Annotated in this window: 10 protein-coding genes and 1 pseudogene; 4 read left to right on the top strand and 7 right to left on the bottom strand. The window is 72.2% G+C overall.

The genetic code is table 11. The annotated features are described in order from the left end of the window. Positions 1–40 precede the first annotated feature (40 nt). The 4 genes and pseudogenes from aroB to E5843_RS03960 all read left to right on the top strand — a co-directional run bounded on the left by aroB (position 41) and on the right by E5843_RS03960 (position 3,458). A complete protein-coding gene (aroB, locus tag E5843_RS03975; RefSeq protein ID WP_208542790.1) occupies positions 41–1,135 on the top strand; it encodes a 3-dehydroquinate synthase in 1,095 nt (364 codons plus the stop codon). A gap of 75 nt (positions 1,136–1,210) precedes the next feature. Further along, a pseudogene (locus tag E5843_RS03970) lies at positions 1,211–1,473 on the top strand (WGR domain-containing protein). 43 nt (positions 1,474–1,516) lie between these two features. Continuing rightward, the gene (hemE, locus tag E5843_RS03965; protein ID WP_244240828.1) at positions 1,517–2,590 is read left to right on the top strand and encodes a uroporphyrinogen decarboxylase; all 1,074 of its coding nucleotides are present in this window, start codon (positions 1,517–1,519) and stop codon (positions 2,588–2,590) included. A 22-nt stretch (positions 2,591–2,612) separates the two neighbouring features. Continuing rightward, entirely contained in the window at positions 2,613–3,458 is an 846-nt protein-coding gene (locus tag E5843_RS03960; RefSeq protein WP_136411892.1) for a DMT family transporter, read from the top strand. Positions 3,459–3,482: 24 nt separating this feature from the next. On the opposite strand, the gene pdeM is transcribed toward E5843_RS03960, so the two are convergent. Genes pdeM through E5843_RS03925 form a run of 7 tightly spaced genes read right to left on the bottom strand, consistent with a single transcriptional unit; the run spans position 3,483 to position 16,622 of the window. Next, positions 3,483–4,145, bottom strand: a complete 663-nt coding sequence (gene pdeM, locus E5843_RS03955; RefSeq protein ID WP_136411891.1) for a ligase-associated DNA damage response endonuclease PdeM — start codon at positions 4,143–4,145, stop codon at positions 3,483–3,485. Next, positions 4,135–6,768 carry a ligase-associated DNA damage response DEXH box helicase gene (locus tag E5843_RS03950; protein WP_166815876.1) on the bottom strand — a complete coding sequence of 878 codons (2,634 nt, stop codon included), beginning with the start codon at positions 6,766–6,768 and terminating at the stop codon, positions 4,135–4,137. Before E5843_RS03950 ends, pdeM begins: the two co-directional genes overlap by 11 nt. Further along, positions 6,765–8,453 (bottom strand): ATP-dependent DNA ligase, encoded by a 1,689-nt coding sequence (locus tag E5843_RS03945; RefSeq protein WP_141065694.1) that lies wholly within the window; start codon positions 8,451–8,453, stop codon positions 6,765–6,767. Before E5843_RS03945 ends, E5843_RS03950 begins: the two co-directional genes overlap by 4 nt. A gap of 27 nt (positions 8,454–8,480) precedes the next feature. Beyond that, positions 8,481–9,482 carry a ligase-associated DNA damage response exonuclease gene (locus E5843_RS03940; protein WP_136411889.1) on the bottom strand — a complete coding sequence of 334 codons (1,002 nt, stop codon included), beginning with the start codon at positions 9,480–9,482 and terminating at the stop codon, positions 8,481–8,483. Positions 9,483–9,541: 59 nt separating this feature from the next. Next, positions 9,542–13,108, bottom strand: a complete 3,567-nt coding sequence (locus tag E5843_RS03935; protein ID WP_141065693.1) for an ATP-binding protein — start codon at positions 13,106–13,108, stop codon at positions 9,542–9,544. After that, a complete protein-coding gene (locus E5843_RS14100; RefSeq protein WP_244240861.1) occupies positions 13,105–14,178 on the bottom strand; it encodes an ATP-binding response regulator in 1,074 nt (357 codons plus the stop codon). Before E5843_RS14100 ends, E5843_RS03935 begins: the two co-directional genes overlap by 4 nt. Next, complete coding sequence (locus E5843_RS03925; RefSeq protein WP_166815874.1) at positions 14,175–16,622, bottom strand: two-component regulator propeller domain-containing protein; 2,448 nt, start codon at positions 16,620–16,622, stop codon at positions 14,175–14,177. The genes E5843_RS14100 and E5843_RS03925 overlap by 4 nt, the downstream gene beginning before the upstream one ends. Between the last annotated feature and the right edge of the window lie 48 nt (positions 16,623–16,670).

Below are 16,670 nucleotides of genomic sequence, written 5' to 3'. Positions count from 1 at the left end.
CCTACCGGCTTCCGCCCCCACGACTCCGGACGATCTCCACATGCAACGCTCCTCCCGCACCGTCGACGTCGGCGGCGCCACGCCCTACCCCATCCGGATCGGCCCTGGTCTGCTCGACGACGGCGCGCTGCTCGCAGGCCCGTTGCGCGGCCGGCAGGCGCTGCTGGTCAGCGACAGCGAGGTGGCGCCGCGCTACGCCGCACGCGTTGCCAGCGCGCTGAAGCGCGCCCGCCCCGACCTCGCGATCGGAGAATTCGTACTGCCGTCGGGCGAAGCTTCCAAGACATTGGACGGGTTCTCTGGCGCCATCGACGCCCTCGCCGCGCTGGGTGCACGCCGTGATGCCTGCGTGTATGCACTGGGCGGTGGCGTGGTCGGCGACCTCGCCGGCTTTGCTGCCGCCTGCTGGATGCGCGGCGTCGACTGCGTGCAGTTGCCGACCTCGCTGCTGGCGATGGTGGATTCCTCGGTCGGCGGCAAGACCGCCGTTGACCTGCCGCAGGGCAAGAACCTGGTCGGCGCCTTCCACCCGCCCCGCGCGGTCATCGCCGACACCACCGTACTGGCGACGCTGCCGGCGCGCGAACTGCGGGCCGGACTGGCCGAGGTGGTCAAGTACGGCGCGCTCGGCGATGCCGCCTTCCTCGACTGGCTCGACGCCCACGCCGATGCGCTGCTGGCCATGGACCACGAGGCCCTGGCCGAGGCGATCGTGCGCAGCTGCGCGCACAAGGCGGCGATCGTCGAGCGCGACCCGCACGAACATGGCGAGCGCGCGCTGCTCAATTTCGGCCACACCTTCGCCCATGCGATCGAGACCGCGCAGGGCTATGGCGGGCTCAACCACGGCGAGGCCGTCGCCGTGGGCATGGTGCTGGCGGCGCGGCTGTCGGAGGCGCTGGGGCTGGCGCCGGCGGCGGATGGCGACCGCCTGCGTGCCCTGCTCGAACGCTTCGGGCTGCCGGTGGACCTGCCCGCCGCGCTCGACCCGGAACAGCTGCTCGCGCACATGCGCCTGGACAAGAAGGCGCAGGCCGGCGGGCTGCGTTTCATCGTCTGGCGCGGTGCCGGCCGTGCCGAGGTGCTGTCGGACGTGCCGGAAAGCGCGGTGCTGGCGGTGCTGCGCGCAAACTGAACGCGGCAGTTGCGTTCCCCGCGTGCCGCGGGCGGCAGCGGCCGGGAGCCTGCCGCCCCCGTACAATGGCGCCCTATGCGCCTGTTGCTGCAACAACCCGCCGAAGGACGCGAAGCGCCCCGCTTCGTCCAGCTGATGCTCTCCAGCCCGACCTCCTGGGCGGCTGGACGCTGGTGCGCGAGTCCGGCCAGATCGGCGGCCGCAGCCAGGTGCGTCGTGAACAGTTCCTCGACCAGACCAGCGCGGTGGGTGCGCTCGAGCAGGCGCGCGATGCGCAGCTCAAGCGCGGCTTCCGGCTGGTCTACGCCCAGGGCGCGACCGCGCCACCACCGCGCTGAGTCCCCGCGGCCTCGCGCCGCCGCGCCTTGCAAGGATCACGTCTTGTCCACACCGCTGAAGAACGACCGTTTCCTGCGCGCCCTCCGGCGCGAGCCCGTCGACCACACCCCCGTCTGGCTGATGCGCCAGGCCGGACGCTACCTGCCGGAATACCGCGCCAGCCGCGCGCAGGCCGGCAGCTTCCTGGCGATGGCCAAGAACCCCGACCTCGCCTGTGAAGTGACCCTGCAGCCGCTGCGGCGGTTCCCGCTCGATGCGGCGATCCTGTTCTCCGACATCCTCACCATTCCCGATGCGATGGGGCTGGAGCTGTACTTCGTCGACGGCGAAGGCCCGAAGTTCCGCAAGCCGGTGCGCGACGCCGCGGCGATCGCGAAGCTGGGCGTGCCGGACATGGAAACCGAGCTGCGCTACGTGATGGACGCGGTACGGGTGATCCGCCGCGAACTCGACGGCAGCGTGCCGCTGATCGGCTTCTCCGGCAGCCCGTGGACGCTGGCCTGCTACATGGTGGAAGGCGGCGGCAGCAAGAACTTCGCCCGCATCAAGGCGATGGCGCTGAACGACCCGCAGGCGCTGCACGCGCTGCTGTCGGTGAACACCGATGCGGTGATCGCCTACCTCGCCGCGCAGCGTGCCGCCGGCGCGCAGGCGCTGCAGGTGTTCGACACCTGGGGCGGCGTGCTGTCGCCGGCGATGTACCGCGAATTCTCGCTGCCGTACCTCGAGCGCATCGCGCGCGAGCTGGAACGTGGTGAGGGTGCCGATCGCACGCCGCTGATCCTGTTCGGCAAGGGCACCGCGGCGTACCTCGAGGAACTTGCCGCGACCGGTACCGACGGCGTCGGCGTGGACTGGATGGTCGGGCTCGACGAGGCCGCGCGTCGCACCGGCGGCCGCGTCGCCCTGCAGGGCAATCTCGACCCGTGCGTGCTGTACGGCAACCCGGACGCGATCCGGCGCGAGGTGGCCACGGTGCTGGATGCCTACCGCGACGGCAATGGCGGTTCGCGCGACGGTCATGTGTTCAACCTCGGCCACGGCATGTCGCCGGACATGGATCCGGAGCACGTCGCGGTGCTGGTCGACGCGGTGCATACGCACAGCGCACGCTGATCCGCGCGCGGCGTCCGCTCCGATGACGCCGCTGCGCCTCGTACTGTCGACCGCACTGGTGCTGCTGGCATTCGCCGGCAATTCGCTGCTGTGTCGCTGGGCGCTGCAGGGCGGGCGCATCGACCCGGCGGGCTTCACCGCGATCCGGCTCGCCTCGGGTGCGCTGGTGCTTTGGCTGCTGGTGCGCATGCGCGGCGGCGCGCACGCACGCACGGGCGGCAGCTGGGGTTCCGCACTGGCGCTGTTCGCCTATGCCGCCGGGTTCTCGTACGCCTTCATGCATGTGCCGGTGTCCACCGGCACCCTGCTGCTGTTCGCCGCGGTGCAGGCGACGATGGTCGGCGCGGCACTGTGGGCGGGCGAGCGGCTGTCGCGGCTGCAATGGGCCGGCTTCGTGTTGGCGCTCGCCGGCCTGGTGGCGATGCTGTTGCCCGGCCTGTCCGCGCCGGCACCGGTCGGCGCGGCGTTGATGCTCGCCGCAGGCATCGCCTGGGGCTGCTATTCGCTGCGTGGCCGGCGCAGCCGCGATCCACTGGCCGACACGGCGGGCAACTTCATGCGTGCCCTGTCCTTCGGGTCCGTGCTGCTGTTGGCGACGGCCGACAGCCTGCATGCCGATACCGGCGGCGTCGCCCTGGCGGTGCTGTCCGGCGCGGTGACGTCGGGCCTGGGCTACGCGCTGTGGTACGCGGTGCTGCCCTCACTGGGGGCGGCGCGCGCGGCCGGGGTGCAGCTCGGGGTGCCGCCGGCGGCCGCGATTGCCGGGGTGCTGGTGCTGGGCGAAGTGGTGGACGCGCGCCTGCTGCTGGCCTCGGCCATGATCCTCGGCGGTATCGCGATGGTGAGCCTGCGGCCACGGCCGGCGTAGGCACGGGCCGCGCGACATGCGCGGTCAGGCGACCGGCATCTCCACCAGCGCCCCGGGCGCACAGACGAAGACGCGTTCGTCGCGCACCGGGTCGAACGGCATGCCGCCGGCGAACGTGGTGAATGCCGGCAGGATGCCGACGTCGGCGAAGCGGAACACCGGCAGCCGCGGCAGACCCGGCAGGCGCAGCACCGGGTGCAGGTGGCCGGCCAGCACATAGCCCTCGCCGCCGACCGGTGCATCCTCCGCGGCATGCACGAACAGGAACGGCGCCTCGTGCACGTAGGGCGCGTGCAGGTTCAGGCCCATCGACGCCGCGCGCTCCGGATGCCGCCGCAGCACGCGGTCGTGGTTGCCGGCCACGACGTCGACCAGCAGCGAGGCCCAGCGGTTGCGGAATGCATACCAGCGCGCCAGCCACGGCGCCTCCGGGATCTCGCCGTGCAGCAGGTCGCCCAGCACCAGCAGGCGTTCGGCGCCGGTCAGCTCGAGCAGCGCATCGAGGCGTTCGAGGTCGTGCGAGGTGCCGCCCACTGGCAGCGCAATGCCGGCACGGCGGAAATGGTCGGCCTTGCCAAGGTGCAGGTCGGCGATGACCAGGGTGCGCGTGCGCGGCCAGAACAGCGCGCGCTCCGCGTGCAGCAGCACCGGTTCGCCGGCGACCAGGACCTCGCGCTCATCCGCCATGGCGACGCTCCAGTTGCGTGGCCGCGCGCTGCACGCGGGTGCGCCAGTCCTCGGTACTCAGGCGCCCGCGCACCGCTTCGGCCCAGAGCGGAAACGACAGCGGGGTGAACGACTTCGGCGTGCGCAGCACGATGTCGCGCTGCGCGCAGTCGTCGAGGGTTTCGCGCAGGCGCCGCACCTCGAGCTGCGCCGAGAACACCTCGCGTTCGGCCTGTTCCAGCAGCACGTGGCCGGGATCGAAACGCTGCAGCACATCGAACAGCAGGCCGCTCGACGCCTGCAGCTGGCGCAGCGAACGCGGCGCGCGCCCGGGCAGCGACGGCGGCAACAACCCGGCCACGCGGGCGATCTCGCGGAACTGCCGGCGCGCGAGCTCGCCAAGGTTGAGGCTTTCGCGCAGATCGTCTTCCAGCGCCACCGGGTCGAACAGCGTGCGCAGCTGTGCCTCGTCCACGCTTTCGGCACGCGCTGCCGACAGCACGAAGCCGTAGTCGTTGACCGAGAAGGCGAAACTGTCCGGTGCCATCCTGCCCCATCGCAATGCCAGCAGCGCCGCAAGCCCCTCGTGCACCTGCCGTCCGGCAAACGGATACACGAAGAGATAGCGACCGCCACGCGCGCGTATCCACTCCACGAGCAAACGGTCGGGGCCGGGCAAAGCGGACAACCGCCCCTGCAACTGCAGCAGGCCGGCGATCGCATCGAGCTCCGGCGCCACCACGCCGCCGGCAAACGCGCGCTCCACTTCGCGACCGAGTTCGCTCGACAACGGCATCTTGCCGCCGAGCCAGCGCGGCACCGTGCCGTCACCGGCGCCGGCGGCGTTGCGCACGTAGGCGGTCATGTCCTCCAGCCGCACCAGCTCCAGCAGGCGGCCGGCGAAATGGAAGCGGTCGCCACGGCGCAGGCGACCGACGAAGCTCTCTTCCACCGAACCCAGCGTGCCGCCGCGCAGGAAACGCACCACCACCGCGCCGTCGCTGGCGATGGTGCCGATCGACAGCCGATGGCGCAGCGCGATGCGGCGGTCCTCGACCCGGTACACGCCATCGTCGCCACGTACCACGCGGCGGAAGTCCGGATAGTTCGACAGCGCGCGGCCGCCCTGCACGATGAAGTCGATGACCGCCGCCCACATCGTCGGGCTGAGGCCGGCGAACGCATGGGTGGTGCGGACTTCGTCGTACAGCGCATCGGCATCGAAGCCGCCACCCAGCGCCAGCGTCACGCAGTGCTGGGCCAGCACGTCCAGGCTCAATCGCGGTGGTGGCCGGGCCTCGATCGCGCCGCGGGCCACCGCCTCGCGTGCGGCGGCGTACTCCACCAGTTCCAGCGCATGGGTCGGCACGCAGACCACGCGGCCGCTCTCGCCCGGACGATGGCGCGCACGACCGGCGCGCTGCAGCAGCCGCGCGATGCCCTTCGGGCTGCCGATCTGCAACACCTGGTCGACGGCGGGGAAGTCGACGCCGAGGTCGAGGCTGGAGGTGGCCACCACGCAGCGGATGCTGCCGTCGCGCAGGCCCTGCTCGGCGGCGGCGCGCAACGTGGGATCGAGCGAGCCGTGGTGCAGCGCCAGGGTCTCCGGGGCTTCCGGCCAGACGGAGGCCAGCGCGCGATGCCAGAGCTCGGCCTGCGAGCGGGTATTGGCGAACAGCAGGCTGGTGCGCTCGGCCATCAGCGTGTCCAGCACCCGTGGCAGCTGTGCAAGGCCCAGATGCCCGGCCCAGGCAAAGCGTTCACCGGCGGCCGGCAACAGGGTGTCGAGTTCGAACCCGCGTGGCCGCACGCCCGCCACCAGCGCGGCATCCGGCGCGTGCGGCAGCAGCACGGCGCGCGCCTCGTCGAGGTTGCCGAGCGTTGCCGACAGGCCCCAGGTCCGCAGCGCCGGGTTCAGCGCGCGCAACCGTGCCAGTGCCAGCTGCAGCAGCACGCCGCGCTTGTTGCCAAGCAGTTCGTGCCATTCGTCCACCACCACGCAGCGCAGCGAGGACAGCAGTGGTGCGGTGTCCGGATAGCTCAGCAGCAGCGACAGCGATTCGGGGGTGATGACCATCAGGTCGAGCCGCCCTGCGCGCGCGAGCCGCTTGTCGCGCGCGGACGCATCACCGGTGCGCAGGCCGAGTTGCCAGTCGAGCCCGACCGCTTCGGTCGCGACCCGCAACGCGCGCAGGGTGTCGGTAGCGAGCGCGCGCAGCGGGGTGATCCACAGCACCTGCAACTGCGGCGTGCGTTTTGGCGGTTGCCTGCCGGACGGTTGCAGGCTGCCTTTTCCTCTACGGGTGGTGCGCGCCGGCGGCAGGGCGGATTCGCGCGCAGGCGCGCTCCCGACCGCCACGCCATGGTCGGGCGTCGCTGCTCCCGCAGCCGCCGCATCGCCGATCCGGGTGACATCCTCGCCGGTCATCGGCGGCCCCGCCGCCAACGCCTCCAGCAGTGGTCCGCCGAACGCGGCCAGGGTCTTGCCGCTGCCGGTCGGCGTGTGCAGCAGCCCGGATTCGCCGGCGAGGTAACGCCGCCACACCTCGCGCTGGAATGGCGATGGCTTCCAGCCCTGCGCGGTGAACCATGCCGACAGCCGCGCCTGCGCCGCGCGGCGGCCGGCCACGCGTGTACGGCTCACCTCGCGAGCGCCTTCAGTGTGTCGAGCCGGTCGGCCTCGGCGACGGGCTTGTCGTGGCGCCAGCGCAGGATGCGCGGGAAGCGCACCGCGATCCCCGACTTGTGCCGGCTGCTGCGGTTGACCGCCTCGAAGCCCAGCTCGAACACATGGTGGGCAGTGACCGAGCGCACCGGGCCGAAGCGCTCGAGCGTGTTGGCGCGGATCCAGCGGTCGAGCTGCAGGATCTCGCGATCGTCGAGCCCGGAATAGGCCTTGGCCACCGGCACCAGCGCATCGCCATCCCACAGGCCGAAGGTGTAATCGGTGTACAGCGTGCTGCGTCGACCGTGGCCGGACTGCGCGTACAGCAGCACCGCATCCACGGTGAGCGGGTCGATCTTCCACTTCCACCAGTCGCCGCGACGACGCCCGGACTGGTAGGTGGACGCCCGGCGTTTGAGCATCAGCCCTTCGACACCACGCTCGCGCGCGCCTTCGCGCAGCTCCGCGGCCTCGCTCCAGGAGCCGACATCGACGCGCGGCGAGACGGTGATGCGTGGATCGCCGTGCGCGTCCAGCAGGCCTTCCAGCAACGCGCGGCGCTCGTGCAGCGGATGCTCGCGCAGGTCCTCGCCATCGAGTTCGAGCAGGTCGTAGGCGCGCACCCGCACCGGCGCATCGGCCAGCGTCTTCGCGCCCGGCTTCAACCGCTGGATGCGCTTCTGCAATGCGGTGAAGGGCATCGGCACGTCGGCATCGCCCCAGGCCAGCAGTTCGCCATCGATCACGCAGCGGCGCGGCAGCGTGGCCGCGGCGGCTTCGATCTCCGGGAAGCGCCCGTCCAGCCGTTCCTCGCCACGCGACCACAGCGCGGCGTCATCGTCGCGGTGGATCAGCTGCAGGCGGATGCCGTCCCACTTCCATTCCAGCAGCCAGTCGTCGATGTCGCCGAGCGCGCGTGCGACGGCGTCAGGGTCGCCGGCCAGCGTCGCCGCTTCGGGCGCCCGGTCGTCTGCCGCCAGGGCATCGTCGCCGGGCGCGGTACGCAGCGCGCTTTCCAGCGGCGAGGCGAGGAAGAACGGATACGGCTGCTGGCGATCCGCCGGCAAGGCGTCCGGCGACAGCAGGTCGCGCATGAAGGCCGGCGTCGGCTGCCAGCTGCCGAGCATGCGCTGGGCGATCAGCGCGATGTCGATGCCGCTCATCTCGGCGAGCGCCTGCTGCACCATGCGCTGCGACACGCCGACCCGCAGCGCGCCGGTCAGCAGCTTGTTGAAGGCCAGCCGCTCGTCGAAGCACAGCGAACGCCATGCGCCGGTGATCAGCGCGCGACGCGTGTCCGGCTCGCGGTTGGCGACCGGCAGCAGGCGGTGTTCGATCCAGTCGGCGAGGCCGATGTCGTCACCCGGCTCCGCGGGTTCATCGACCAGCAGCGCCAGCGTTTCGGCGAGATCACCGACCTGGTCGTAGCTGGCATCGACCAGCCAGTCCGGCAACCCGGATTCGGCGACGATCCACTCGCGCAGTTCGCGGGTGCCGGCAATGCGCCGCTTCGGCCCCGCCACCTTGCCGCCGCTGAGCAGGTGCAGCGCCCAGGCGGCATCGCGTGGCGGCGCGTCGCGGAAATAGGCCACCAGCGCTGCGCGCTTGTCGAGCGTGGCGGTGCTGCGGTCGAGTTCGGTATAGAGCGCGGCGAAGCGTTTCATGCGCCCGGCTTCCGTGTCTCCGGACGCTCAATCCTCATCGCCGTACCCTGTACGGAACGACTCGGCCTCGATGCCTTCCTCGCACAGCGCACGCACGAGGGCGTGGGTGTCGCCATGGGTGGCGATCACCCGCCGTGCACCGGTCTCGCGCACGGTGCGCACGAGGTCGGGCCAGTCGGCGTGGTCGGAGACCACGAAACCGCGGTCGACGTTGCGACGCCGGCGGTTGCCGCGGATGCGCATCCAGCCCGACGCGAAGCCCGTCTGCGCACCGCGGAAGCGCCGCATCCACGGACTGCCGGCCGCGGACGGCGGGGCCAGCACCAGCTCGCCGGCGAAGTCGCGGCCCTTCTCCTCCTCGGCGACCGCGCGGGTTTCCGGCAGGACGATGCCCGCATCGCGATACACCTGCACGCCGGTGGCGATCGCACCGTGCAGCAGCACCGGGCGGTCGTCATGCGCGCCGATTTCCGCGAGCACCCGCTGCGCCTTGCCCAGTGCATAGCAGAACAGCACCGCCGCCTCGCCGCGCGCCTCGCAGCGGCGGCGCCACTCGACGATATCCGCCGCCACGTCCGGGGTGTGCGGCCAGCGATACACCGGCAACCCGAAGGTGGCCTCGGTGATGAAGACGTCGCAGGGCACCACCTCGAACGGCGCGCAGGTGGGATCGGGCTGGCGCTTGTAGTCGCCCGAGGCGACCCACACCTCGCCACCCGCCTCGATCCGCACCTGCACCGACCCGAGCACGTGCCCGGCCGGATGCAGCGAGATCCGCGCATCGCCGAGCACGAACGGCTCGCCGTGCGCATGCACGTGGTAACGCTGTTCCCCCAGTCGCCAGCGCAGGATCGGCAACGAGCCCGTGCTGCAGTGGTATTCGCCCATGCCCGCGCGCGCATGGTCGCCATGGCCATGGGTGATCACCGCCCGCGGCACCGGCCGCCACGGATCGATATGGAAGTCCCCGGGTGGGCAATACAGGCCTTCGGGGGTGAGGACGACGAGGTCGCCGCTGAATGCGCTCATGGGCGCATTCCGACACGTGGAGCGTGCACGCGGTGCCAAGCCCGCATGCGCGCCACGCGCTAGTCGCGGTCCCCGGCCGGGGGTTCGCCCTGCGCGTCGTCGACCGGCGCCGGCGGTTGCACCCACTTCGCCAGGGCATCGGCGAGGATGCCGCCGGTCAGCGGCTTGCGCAGGAAGCCGTCGAAGCCCGCCTGCATCGCCAGCGGCTCGGCATCGGCATCGGCGCGCGCGGTGATCGCGATCAACGGCCGCCCGAACCCCTGCGCACGCATCTGCTGCGCCAGCGCCAGGCCGTCGATGCCGGGCAGGTCGAGGTCGAGCAGCGCGGCATCGACCTCGGCCGTGGCCAGCGACACCAGCGCCGCCAGCCCGTGCGCCACGTGCATCACCCGGTGGCCCTGCGCCTGCAGCAGGCCGCTGATGACCTCGGCCACGGTGGGGTCATCCTCCACCAGCAGCAGGAACAGCGTGCCCGGCGCGCGTGGCGCCTGGTCCGTGGACGCCGCGGTCGACGGCGGATCCACCACCGGCAGCGGCAGTTCGACCGCGAAGCGCGTGCCCTGGCCAGGCGCGCTGTCGACATCGATGCGCCCACCCATTTCCGCCGCCAGTTCCTGGCAGATCGCGAGGCCGAGGCCGCTGCCGCCATAGCGTGCGGCGGTGCGCGCGCCTTCGGCCTGCTCGAAACGGCGGAACAGGCGCTCGCGCTGTTCGCGATTGAGCCCGGGCCCGCTGTCGCCGACGACGAAGCGCACCTGCCCCTCGGCTGCCGGCTCCGCGCTCAGCTCGACGTGGCCGTGCTCGGTGAACTTGATCGCGTTGGCCAGCAGGTTGAGCAGGATCTGGCGCACCCGCACGACATCGCCCGACACCCAGGCCGGCAGGTCCACGGCGATGCGTTCGCGGAACTCGAGCCCACGCTGGTGCGCGACCGGGGCCATCAGCGCCAGGGTCTCGTCCAACAGTGCGTGCAGGTCGAACGGGCGCGCGTCGAGCTTGAGCTTGCCGGCCTCGATGCGGGCGAGGTCGAGCGCGTCGTTGACCAGCCGCAGCAGGTGCTCGCCGGCATCGCGGATGGACTCCGCATAGCGCTGCTGGCGCGCATCCAGCGCGGTGCCGAGCAGGAGTTCGCTCATGCCGAGCACGCCGGTCATCGGCGTGCGCACCTCGTGGCCGAGGGTGGCGAGGAAATGGGTCTTGGCCAGCGACGCCTGTTCGGCCACCTCGCGCTTGTGCTCGGCCAGCTGCCAGGCATGCCGGCGTCGCAGGCGGCGGCGATAGCTCGACGCCAGCCACCAGACCGCGGCCAGCGCCAGCGCGGCGAACAGCAGCTGCGCGGCCAGCGTGCGCCACCACGGCGGGGTGACCTCGAACTGCAGTGCCTGCGGTTGCGACCACACGCCTTCCTCGTTGCGTGCCCGCATCGACAGGGTGTAGCGGCCCGGCGCCAGCTGCGAGAACGCGCGTTCGCCGGTCGCGCTTTCCACCCAGTCGGCGTCCTCGCCATCGAGACGGAACGCATAGCGATGCGCGCCCGGGTTGCGGAACGACATCAGCCGCACCCGCACCTGCAGCTCGCGGTCGTCGTGGCGGATCGCGAACGGTGCGCCGGACATCCGCTGGATCGGATCGCGCCCGCGCAGGCCGATCTCCTCGACCAGCAACCGGGGTTCGTCGGCAAGCGGCACCACCTGCAGCGGATCGAAATCGACCAGGCCATCCGGCGAACCCGCGAACAGGCGCCCGCTGCGTGGATCCGGGAACAGCGGCGTGGGGAAGTCCTGGCTGGGCAGGCCGTCGGCGATACCGTAGGCGCGCACCGTGCCGGCGGCCGGATCCACCCGCCACAGGCCCCGCGAACTCGACAGCCACACCACCCCGCTGGCATCGCTGACCACGCCACTGAAGGACACCTGCGGCAGGCCCTGGCCGGTACCGAGCCCGGCCTGTGGATGCAGCCGGCCGTCGCGCCACTCGAACACCGCGACGTGGCCGGGCCCCGCCGCGAGCACGCGGCCGGCCTGCGGATACGAGCGCAGCGCCGTCCATGCACCGGCGACGGTGCCGTCGACCTGGCGCCAGTGCGTACCGCGCAGGTGGCGCACGGCGCGTGCAGTGGCGAGCCACGGCGCGCCGTCGGGGCCGATGGCGAGGTCGTACACGTTCTCGCCCGCCTCCAGCCCGCCGCGTCCGGGCTGGTGCCGCTGCAGCGTGCGGCCATCGCGATCGCGCAACTGGATCACGCCGTTGTCGAACAGCAGCCACAGCCCCTGCTCGTTCTCCGCGAAGCGCATCACCGACGCCGATTCACCGGACAGCGCATCGGCATCGGTCCAGCGCTGCAGTTCGCCGCTGGCCGGCGTGTACCGCGCAAGGCCGCGCCGCCAACCGATCCAGACCTGGCCGTGCTGGTCTTCGTACACCGAATCGAGCAGCGGGCCGCCGGTGACATCGTGCAGGTGCGTGTGCAGTGCGCCGCTGCCGGCGTCGAGCGATTCCAGCGCCCCGCCGCTGCCGACCAGCCAGATCCGTCCGCTTCCCGCCGCGGCGATGCCACGCACGTGCGAGTTGTGGATGCCGCCCGGCTGCCCCGGTCGCAGGGTGCGCGCGGAAAACAGGCTCCAGCCGTCCGGGTGGTACCACAGCCCATGGCTGTAGCTGGCCAGCCAGATGCCGCCCTCGCGGTCCTCGAGGCCCATCGTCCATTGCGGCCGCACCCGGTCCTGCGCCAGCGGGCTGTACAGCGGCACCTCATGGGATTCGCCGTGGTCGACATGGCCGAGCCCGGCCGCGACGTCCACCCAGTGCGCGCCGCGTGCGTCCTGTACCAGCAGCTGGATCGGACGCAGGCGGGGATCGGCCGCCGCGACCGGCACGGGTTGCAGCGTGCCGTCGGGCGCCAGCAGGTGCGCGCCCTCGCTGGTACCCACCCACAACACGCCGTCACGGTCGAAGCGCATGCCCTGCGGGCGCGGCCCGGCCACGCGTTCAAAGCCGTCCCCGGTCCAGCGCGCGAGCCCGCCGACAGTCGCCACCCACAGCCGGCCCTGGGCATCGCGATCGAGCCGCAGCACCCCCGGATGGGGCAGGCTGCGCGGGTTGCCGGGTTCCGGCATCCAGCGCTCGATGCTGCCGTCGTTGCGCAGCCGGTGCAGGCCGGCATCGGCGGTGCCGATCCACACCGCGTCCAGCTCGTGGGTATCCAGTGCCCAGATGTCGTTGCCGCCCAGCCCCGGCAGGGTGCGGCGGTCGATGCGGCGCATGTCGCCGCGCACCGGGTCGTGGACCACCAGGCCATGGTGGCGGGTGCCGATCCACAGGGTGCCGTCGGCGCGCCAGGCCAGCGACCAGATGAAGTTCGTCGGCAGCCCGTCCTCCATCCGCAGCACCTGCATGCCGGTGCCGTCGAAACGCGCCAGGCCGTCGCTGGTGCCGATCCACAGATAGCCGGACGGATCCTGCAGCAGGGCGTTCACGCGGTTGGAGGGCAACCCCTCCGCGACGCCGATCTGGCGCAGGCGCAGGTTCTCGGGGTGCGGGCTGGCGTGCGCGGCCATGGCCAGCAGCGCCACCACCAGCATCGCCGACCGGCGCAACCAACGCGCCGGGGCGCACAGCAGGCTCATTCGAGCGGATCCTCCTGGCGGCGCGCGCAGGCGTCGCGCAGCGCATCGGCGAGCATCCTGCCCGTGAGCGGCTTGCGGAGGAAGCCGTCGACGCCGGCCGCACGCGCCATCGGCTCCGCTTCGGCATCCGCGCGCGCGGTGATCGCGACCAGCGCGATGCCGGGTGACTGCGCCCGCAGCTGTCCGGCGACCGCGATCCCGTCGATGCCGGGCAGGTCGAGATCCACCAGCGCCACGTCCATCATCGTCCCGCGCAATGCGACGAGCGCGGCCAGGCCATGGCCGGCATGGACCACCGTGTGCCCCTGGCCGCGCAGCAGTCCGGCGATCACCTCGGCCACGGTCGGGTCGTCCTCCACCAGCAGCACATCGAGCCCCGAAGGCGCAGTCGGCGCATTCTGCGCGTCCGCAAGCTCTGCGATCTCGTCGGGGCCGGTCGCCGCGGCCGGCAGCGGCAACCACACCGAGAAACTGGTGCCCTCCCCCGGCGTGCTGTCGACGGTGATGCGGCCGCGCATCTCCGCGGCCAGCTCCTGGCAGATCGCAAGCCCCAGGCCGCTGCCGCCATAGCGCGCGGCGGTGCGCGCGCCATCGGCCTGTTCGAAACGGCGGAACAGGCGTTCGCGCTGTCCGGCGTTGAGGCCGGGCCCGGTATCACGGATCTCGAAGCGCACCCCGTCCTCCGCGCATGCCGCCACCAGGCTGACATGGCCACGCTCGGTGAACTTGATCGCGTTGCCGAGCAGGTTGAGCAGGATCTGCCGCACGCGCATGGCGTCGCCCACCAGCCAGCGCGGCAGGGCCGGGTCGACGTCTTCGACGAACCCCAGGCCGCGCTGGCCCGCCAGCGGCGCCATCAGCCCGGCGACGTCCTGCAGCAGCACGCGCGGATCGAACGGTCGCGGGTCCAGTTCGAGGCGACCCGCTTCGATGCGGGCAAGGTCGAGCGCATCGTTGAGCAGGCGCATCAGGTGTTCGCCGGCCTGGCGGATCGACTGCGCATAGCGGCGCTGCTGCGGCGCGAGCGGGGAATCGAGCAGCAGCTCGCTCATGCCGAGCACGCCGGTCATCGGCGTGCGCACCTCGTGGCCGAGGGTGGCGAGGAAGCGGCTCTTGGCCACCGAAGCCTGCTCGGCCAGCGCGCGCTCGCGCTCGGCAAGCTGCCAGGCGTGGCGCCGGCGCAGGCGTGCGCGGTAGCCGGCGGCCAGCGCGGCCAGCAGCGCGAGTGCCAGCAGCACCCACGCACCAGTGCCGTGCGCGTGCGCCACCACGGCGGCTGCACCAGCACCTCGACGCTGCGCTCGGCCAAGGACCCGTGCGCGTCGGCCGCACGCAGGTGCAGCGTGTAGCGGCCCGGCGGCAGGCCCACCAGCACCCGGTCGCCGGAGGCACCCTGCGCCTGCCAGTCGCCATCGACACCCTCGAGTTTCGACCAGTAGCGGTTGGCGAGCGGATCGTCGAACGACAGCAGGCGCGCACTGATCCGCAGCTCGCTGCGGCCCGGCGCCAGCACCGCCGCGCCATGCCCCACGCGTTCGCGCCATTCGCCGTCCTCGCGCACCGCGAAGCGGTCGAGTTCGAGCGTGGGCGGGGCCGGCGGCGCGGCGTCGGCGGTGGTGTCGATCAGCACCACGCCGGCATCGCGGGTGGCGCCGGCAAGCACGCCGTCGGCGGTGAGGGTCAGCGCGCGATAGACGAATTCCTGGCTGCGGAAGCCCAGCCCGACGCCGAAATGGCGCATGCGTTCCGCGTCGGGATCCCAGCGATACAGCCCGCGCGTGGTCGACACCCACACCCGCCGCTGCGCATCGATCCGCAGCGCGGAGGCCGACAGCGGCGGCATGCCACGGCGCGCGTCGACGCGATCATCGAAGGTCCAGCGCCCGTCGATGCGGCGGTAGCGGTCGAGGCCGTCGATGCTCTGCAGCCACAGGCTGTCGGCGCCGTCGAACGCGAACGCGACCACCGTGCGTGCGCCGGTGGCGATCAGCGGCTCGAGGCGTCCGCTGTCCGGGTCGAACAGCGCCATGCCATAGTCGCCGGCCGTCCACAGCCGGCCCTCGGGATCGAACCCCATGGCTTCGTGGTCGCCGCGTTCGTCGGGCGGGATCTCGCGCAGCACGCGGCCGGTCTGCGCATCGCGCTGCTGGATGCCGCCCTGGCGTGCGGCGGTCCACAGCGTGCCTTCGGGACCGATCAGCGCGTGGTCGGTGATGCGCCCCGGCGCGGCGTCGTGCGCGCTGTCGGGCCCCCAGTAATCGACGGTGCCCTGCGCGCCCACCCGCACCAGCCCGGCGCGCACGCCCAGCCACAGCACGCCGCTGTCCGTTTCGGCGATCGAGAACACCCGGTGCGCCAGCAGCTGGCTGTTCAACGGCTCCTCGAAGGCTTCCACCTCGCCGCCCGACGACAGCCATTGCACGCCGGAGGAGCTGCCCAGCCAGATGCCGCCGTCACGTGCCGGCGCCAGCGCCGTATAGAGCGTGGGCAGCAGGCCGTCGCGGGTGTCGAACTGTGCGACCTGGCGCCAGTCCGACCGCAGGTAGCCCAGGCCCAGGCCCGGCAGCGGTACCCACACCGCGCCATCGGCCTGGCGCAGGATCTTCATGATGCCGCGGTCCTGCAGCGGCGCGCCGGTCTCGACCGGGCGCGGCACGCCGCCCGCCGGGACGCGCCACAGCCGCCGTTGCGAACCGATCCACAGCGCGCCGTCGTCGTCGCGGGCAAAGCTCACGGCGGCGTTGGGTGCCTCGAACATCGCGCTCCATGCCGGCGCGCGCCAGCCACCATCGACATCGAGCACATGGATGCCCTGCGCGGTGCCCGTCCACAGCGCATCGCCCAGCCAGCGCACGGCATACACGCGCGGATGCGGCGCCGTACCCGGCATCGCCACGCGGCGCACGCGATCGCGGTCGACGACCACCAGTCCACCGAAGGTCGCCGCCCACAGCCGGCCCTGCGGGTCGACCTCGAGATCGAGGATCGGCTCCGAGCTCAGCCCGTCGGGCGCGTCGTCGTCGGGTGCGAAGCGGTGCAGCCCCGCCGTTTCCGACCAGCGGTACAGCGCGCCGTCCATCGCCCCGAACCACAGTTCGCCGTCGCGGTCGGCGAGGGCCAGGATGTTGGGATCGCTGATCAGCCCCTCGTCGTCGATCGGTTCGAAGCGGTCCTCGTCGCGCAGGTAGCGGGCCAGGCCGCCCTTCTCGGTGGCGACCCAGACGCGGTCGCTGGCGTCGACGTGCACGGCCTGGACGAAGTTGTCGCCCAGCGAACCCGCGCGGTCCGGGTCATGCCGCCACACCCGCATCTGCACGCCGTCGTAGCGGGCCAGGCCGTCGCCGGTGGCGATCCAGATGAAGCCGGCACGGTCGCGCGCGATGCCGGTGATCTCGCTCGACGGCAGGCCGTCCTGCGCGCCCAGCGGGCGGAAGCGTGGCGTTTCCGGCAGCGCGGCAATGGCCAGGGCACAGGCGCCCAGCCACAACAGCACCGTGGTCAGCGCCGTGCGCATGTCCGGATATGTCCCCAGTTCCGCCTCCCCGGCGGCCGGCCATCCTCG

It is taken from the genome of Luteimonas yindakuii (genome assembly GCF_004803715.2).
Classification (GTDB): Bacteria; Pseudomonadota; Gammaproteobacteria; order Xanthomonadales; family Xanthomonadaceae; genus Luteimonas; species Luteimonas yindakuii.
Note: the sequence above shows the minus strand (reverse complement) of the source record. Positions and strands in the feature narration are given on the sequence as shown.

What these genes read in the sequence shown, in the direction of transcription:
- E5843_RS03960 (WP_136411892.1), top strand. Translation starts at nt 2,613, where the DNA reads ATGACGCCGCTGCGCCTCGTACTGTCGACCGCACTGGTGCTGCTGGCA.
- E5843_RS03940 (WP_136411889.1), bottom strand. Translation starts at nt 9,482, where the DNA reads ATGAGCGCATTCAGCGGCGACCTCGTCGTCCTCACCCCCGAAGGCCTG.
- aroB (WP_208542790.1), top strand. Translation starts at nt 41, where the DNA reads ATGCAACGCTCCTCCCGCACCGTCGACGTCGGCGGCGCCACGCCCTAC.
- E5843_RS03945 (WP_141065694.1), bottom strand. Translation starts at nt 8,453, where the DNA reads ATGAAACGCTTCGCCGCGCTCTATACCGAACTCGACCGCAGCACCGCC.
- E5843_RS14100 (WP_244240861.1), bottom strand. Translation starts at nt 14,178, where the DNA reads ATGACCGGCGTGCTCGGCATGAGCGAGCTGCTGCTCGATTCCCCGCTC.
- pdeM (WP_136411891.1), bottom strand. Translation starts at nt 4,145, where the DNA reads ATGGCGGATGAGCGCGAGGTCCTGGTCGCCGGCGAACCGGTGCTGCTG.
- E5843_RS03925 (WP_166815874.1), bottom strand. Translation starts at nt 16,622, where the DNA reads ATGCGCACGGCGCTGACCACGGTGCTGTTGTGGCTGGGCGCCTGTGCC.
- E5843_RS03935 (WP_141065693.1), bottom strand. Translation starts at nt 13,108, where the DNA reads ATGAGCCTGCTGTGCGCCCCGGCGCGTTGGTTGCGCCGGTCGGCGATG.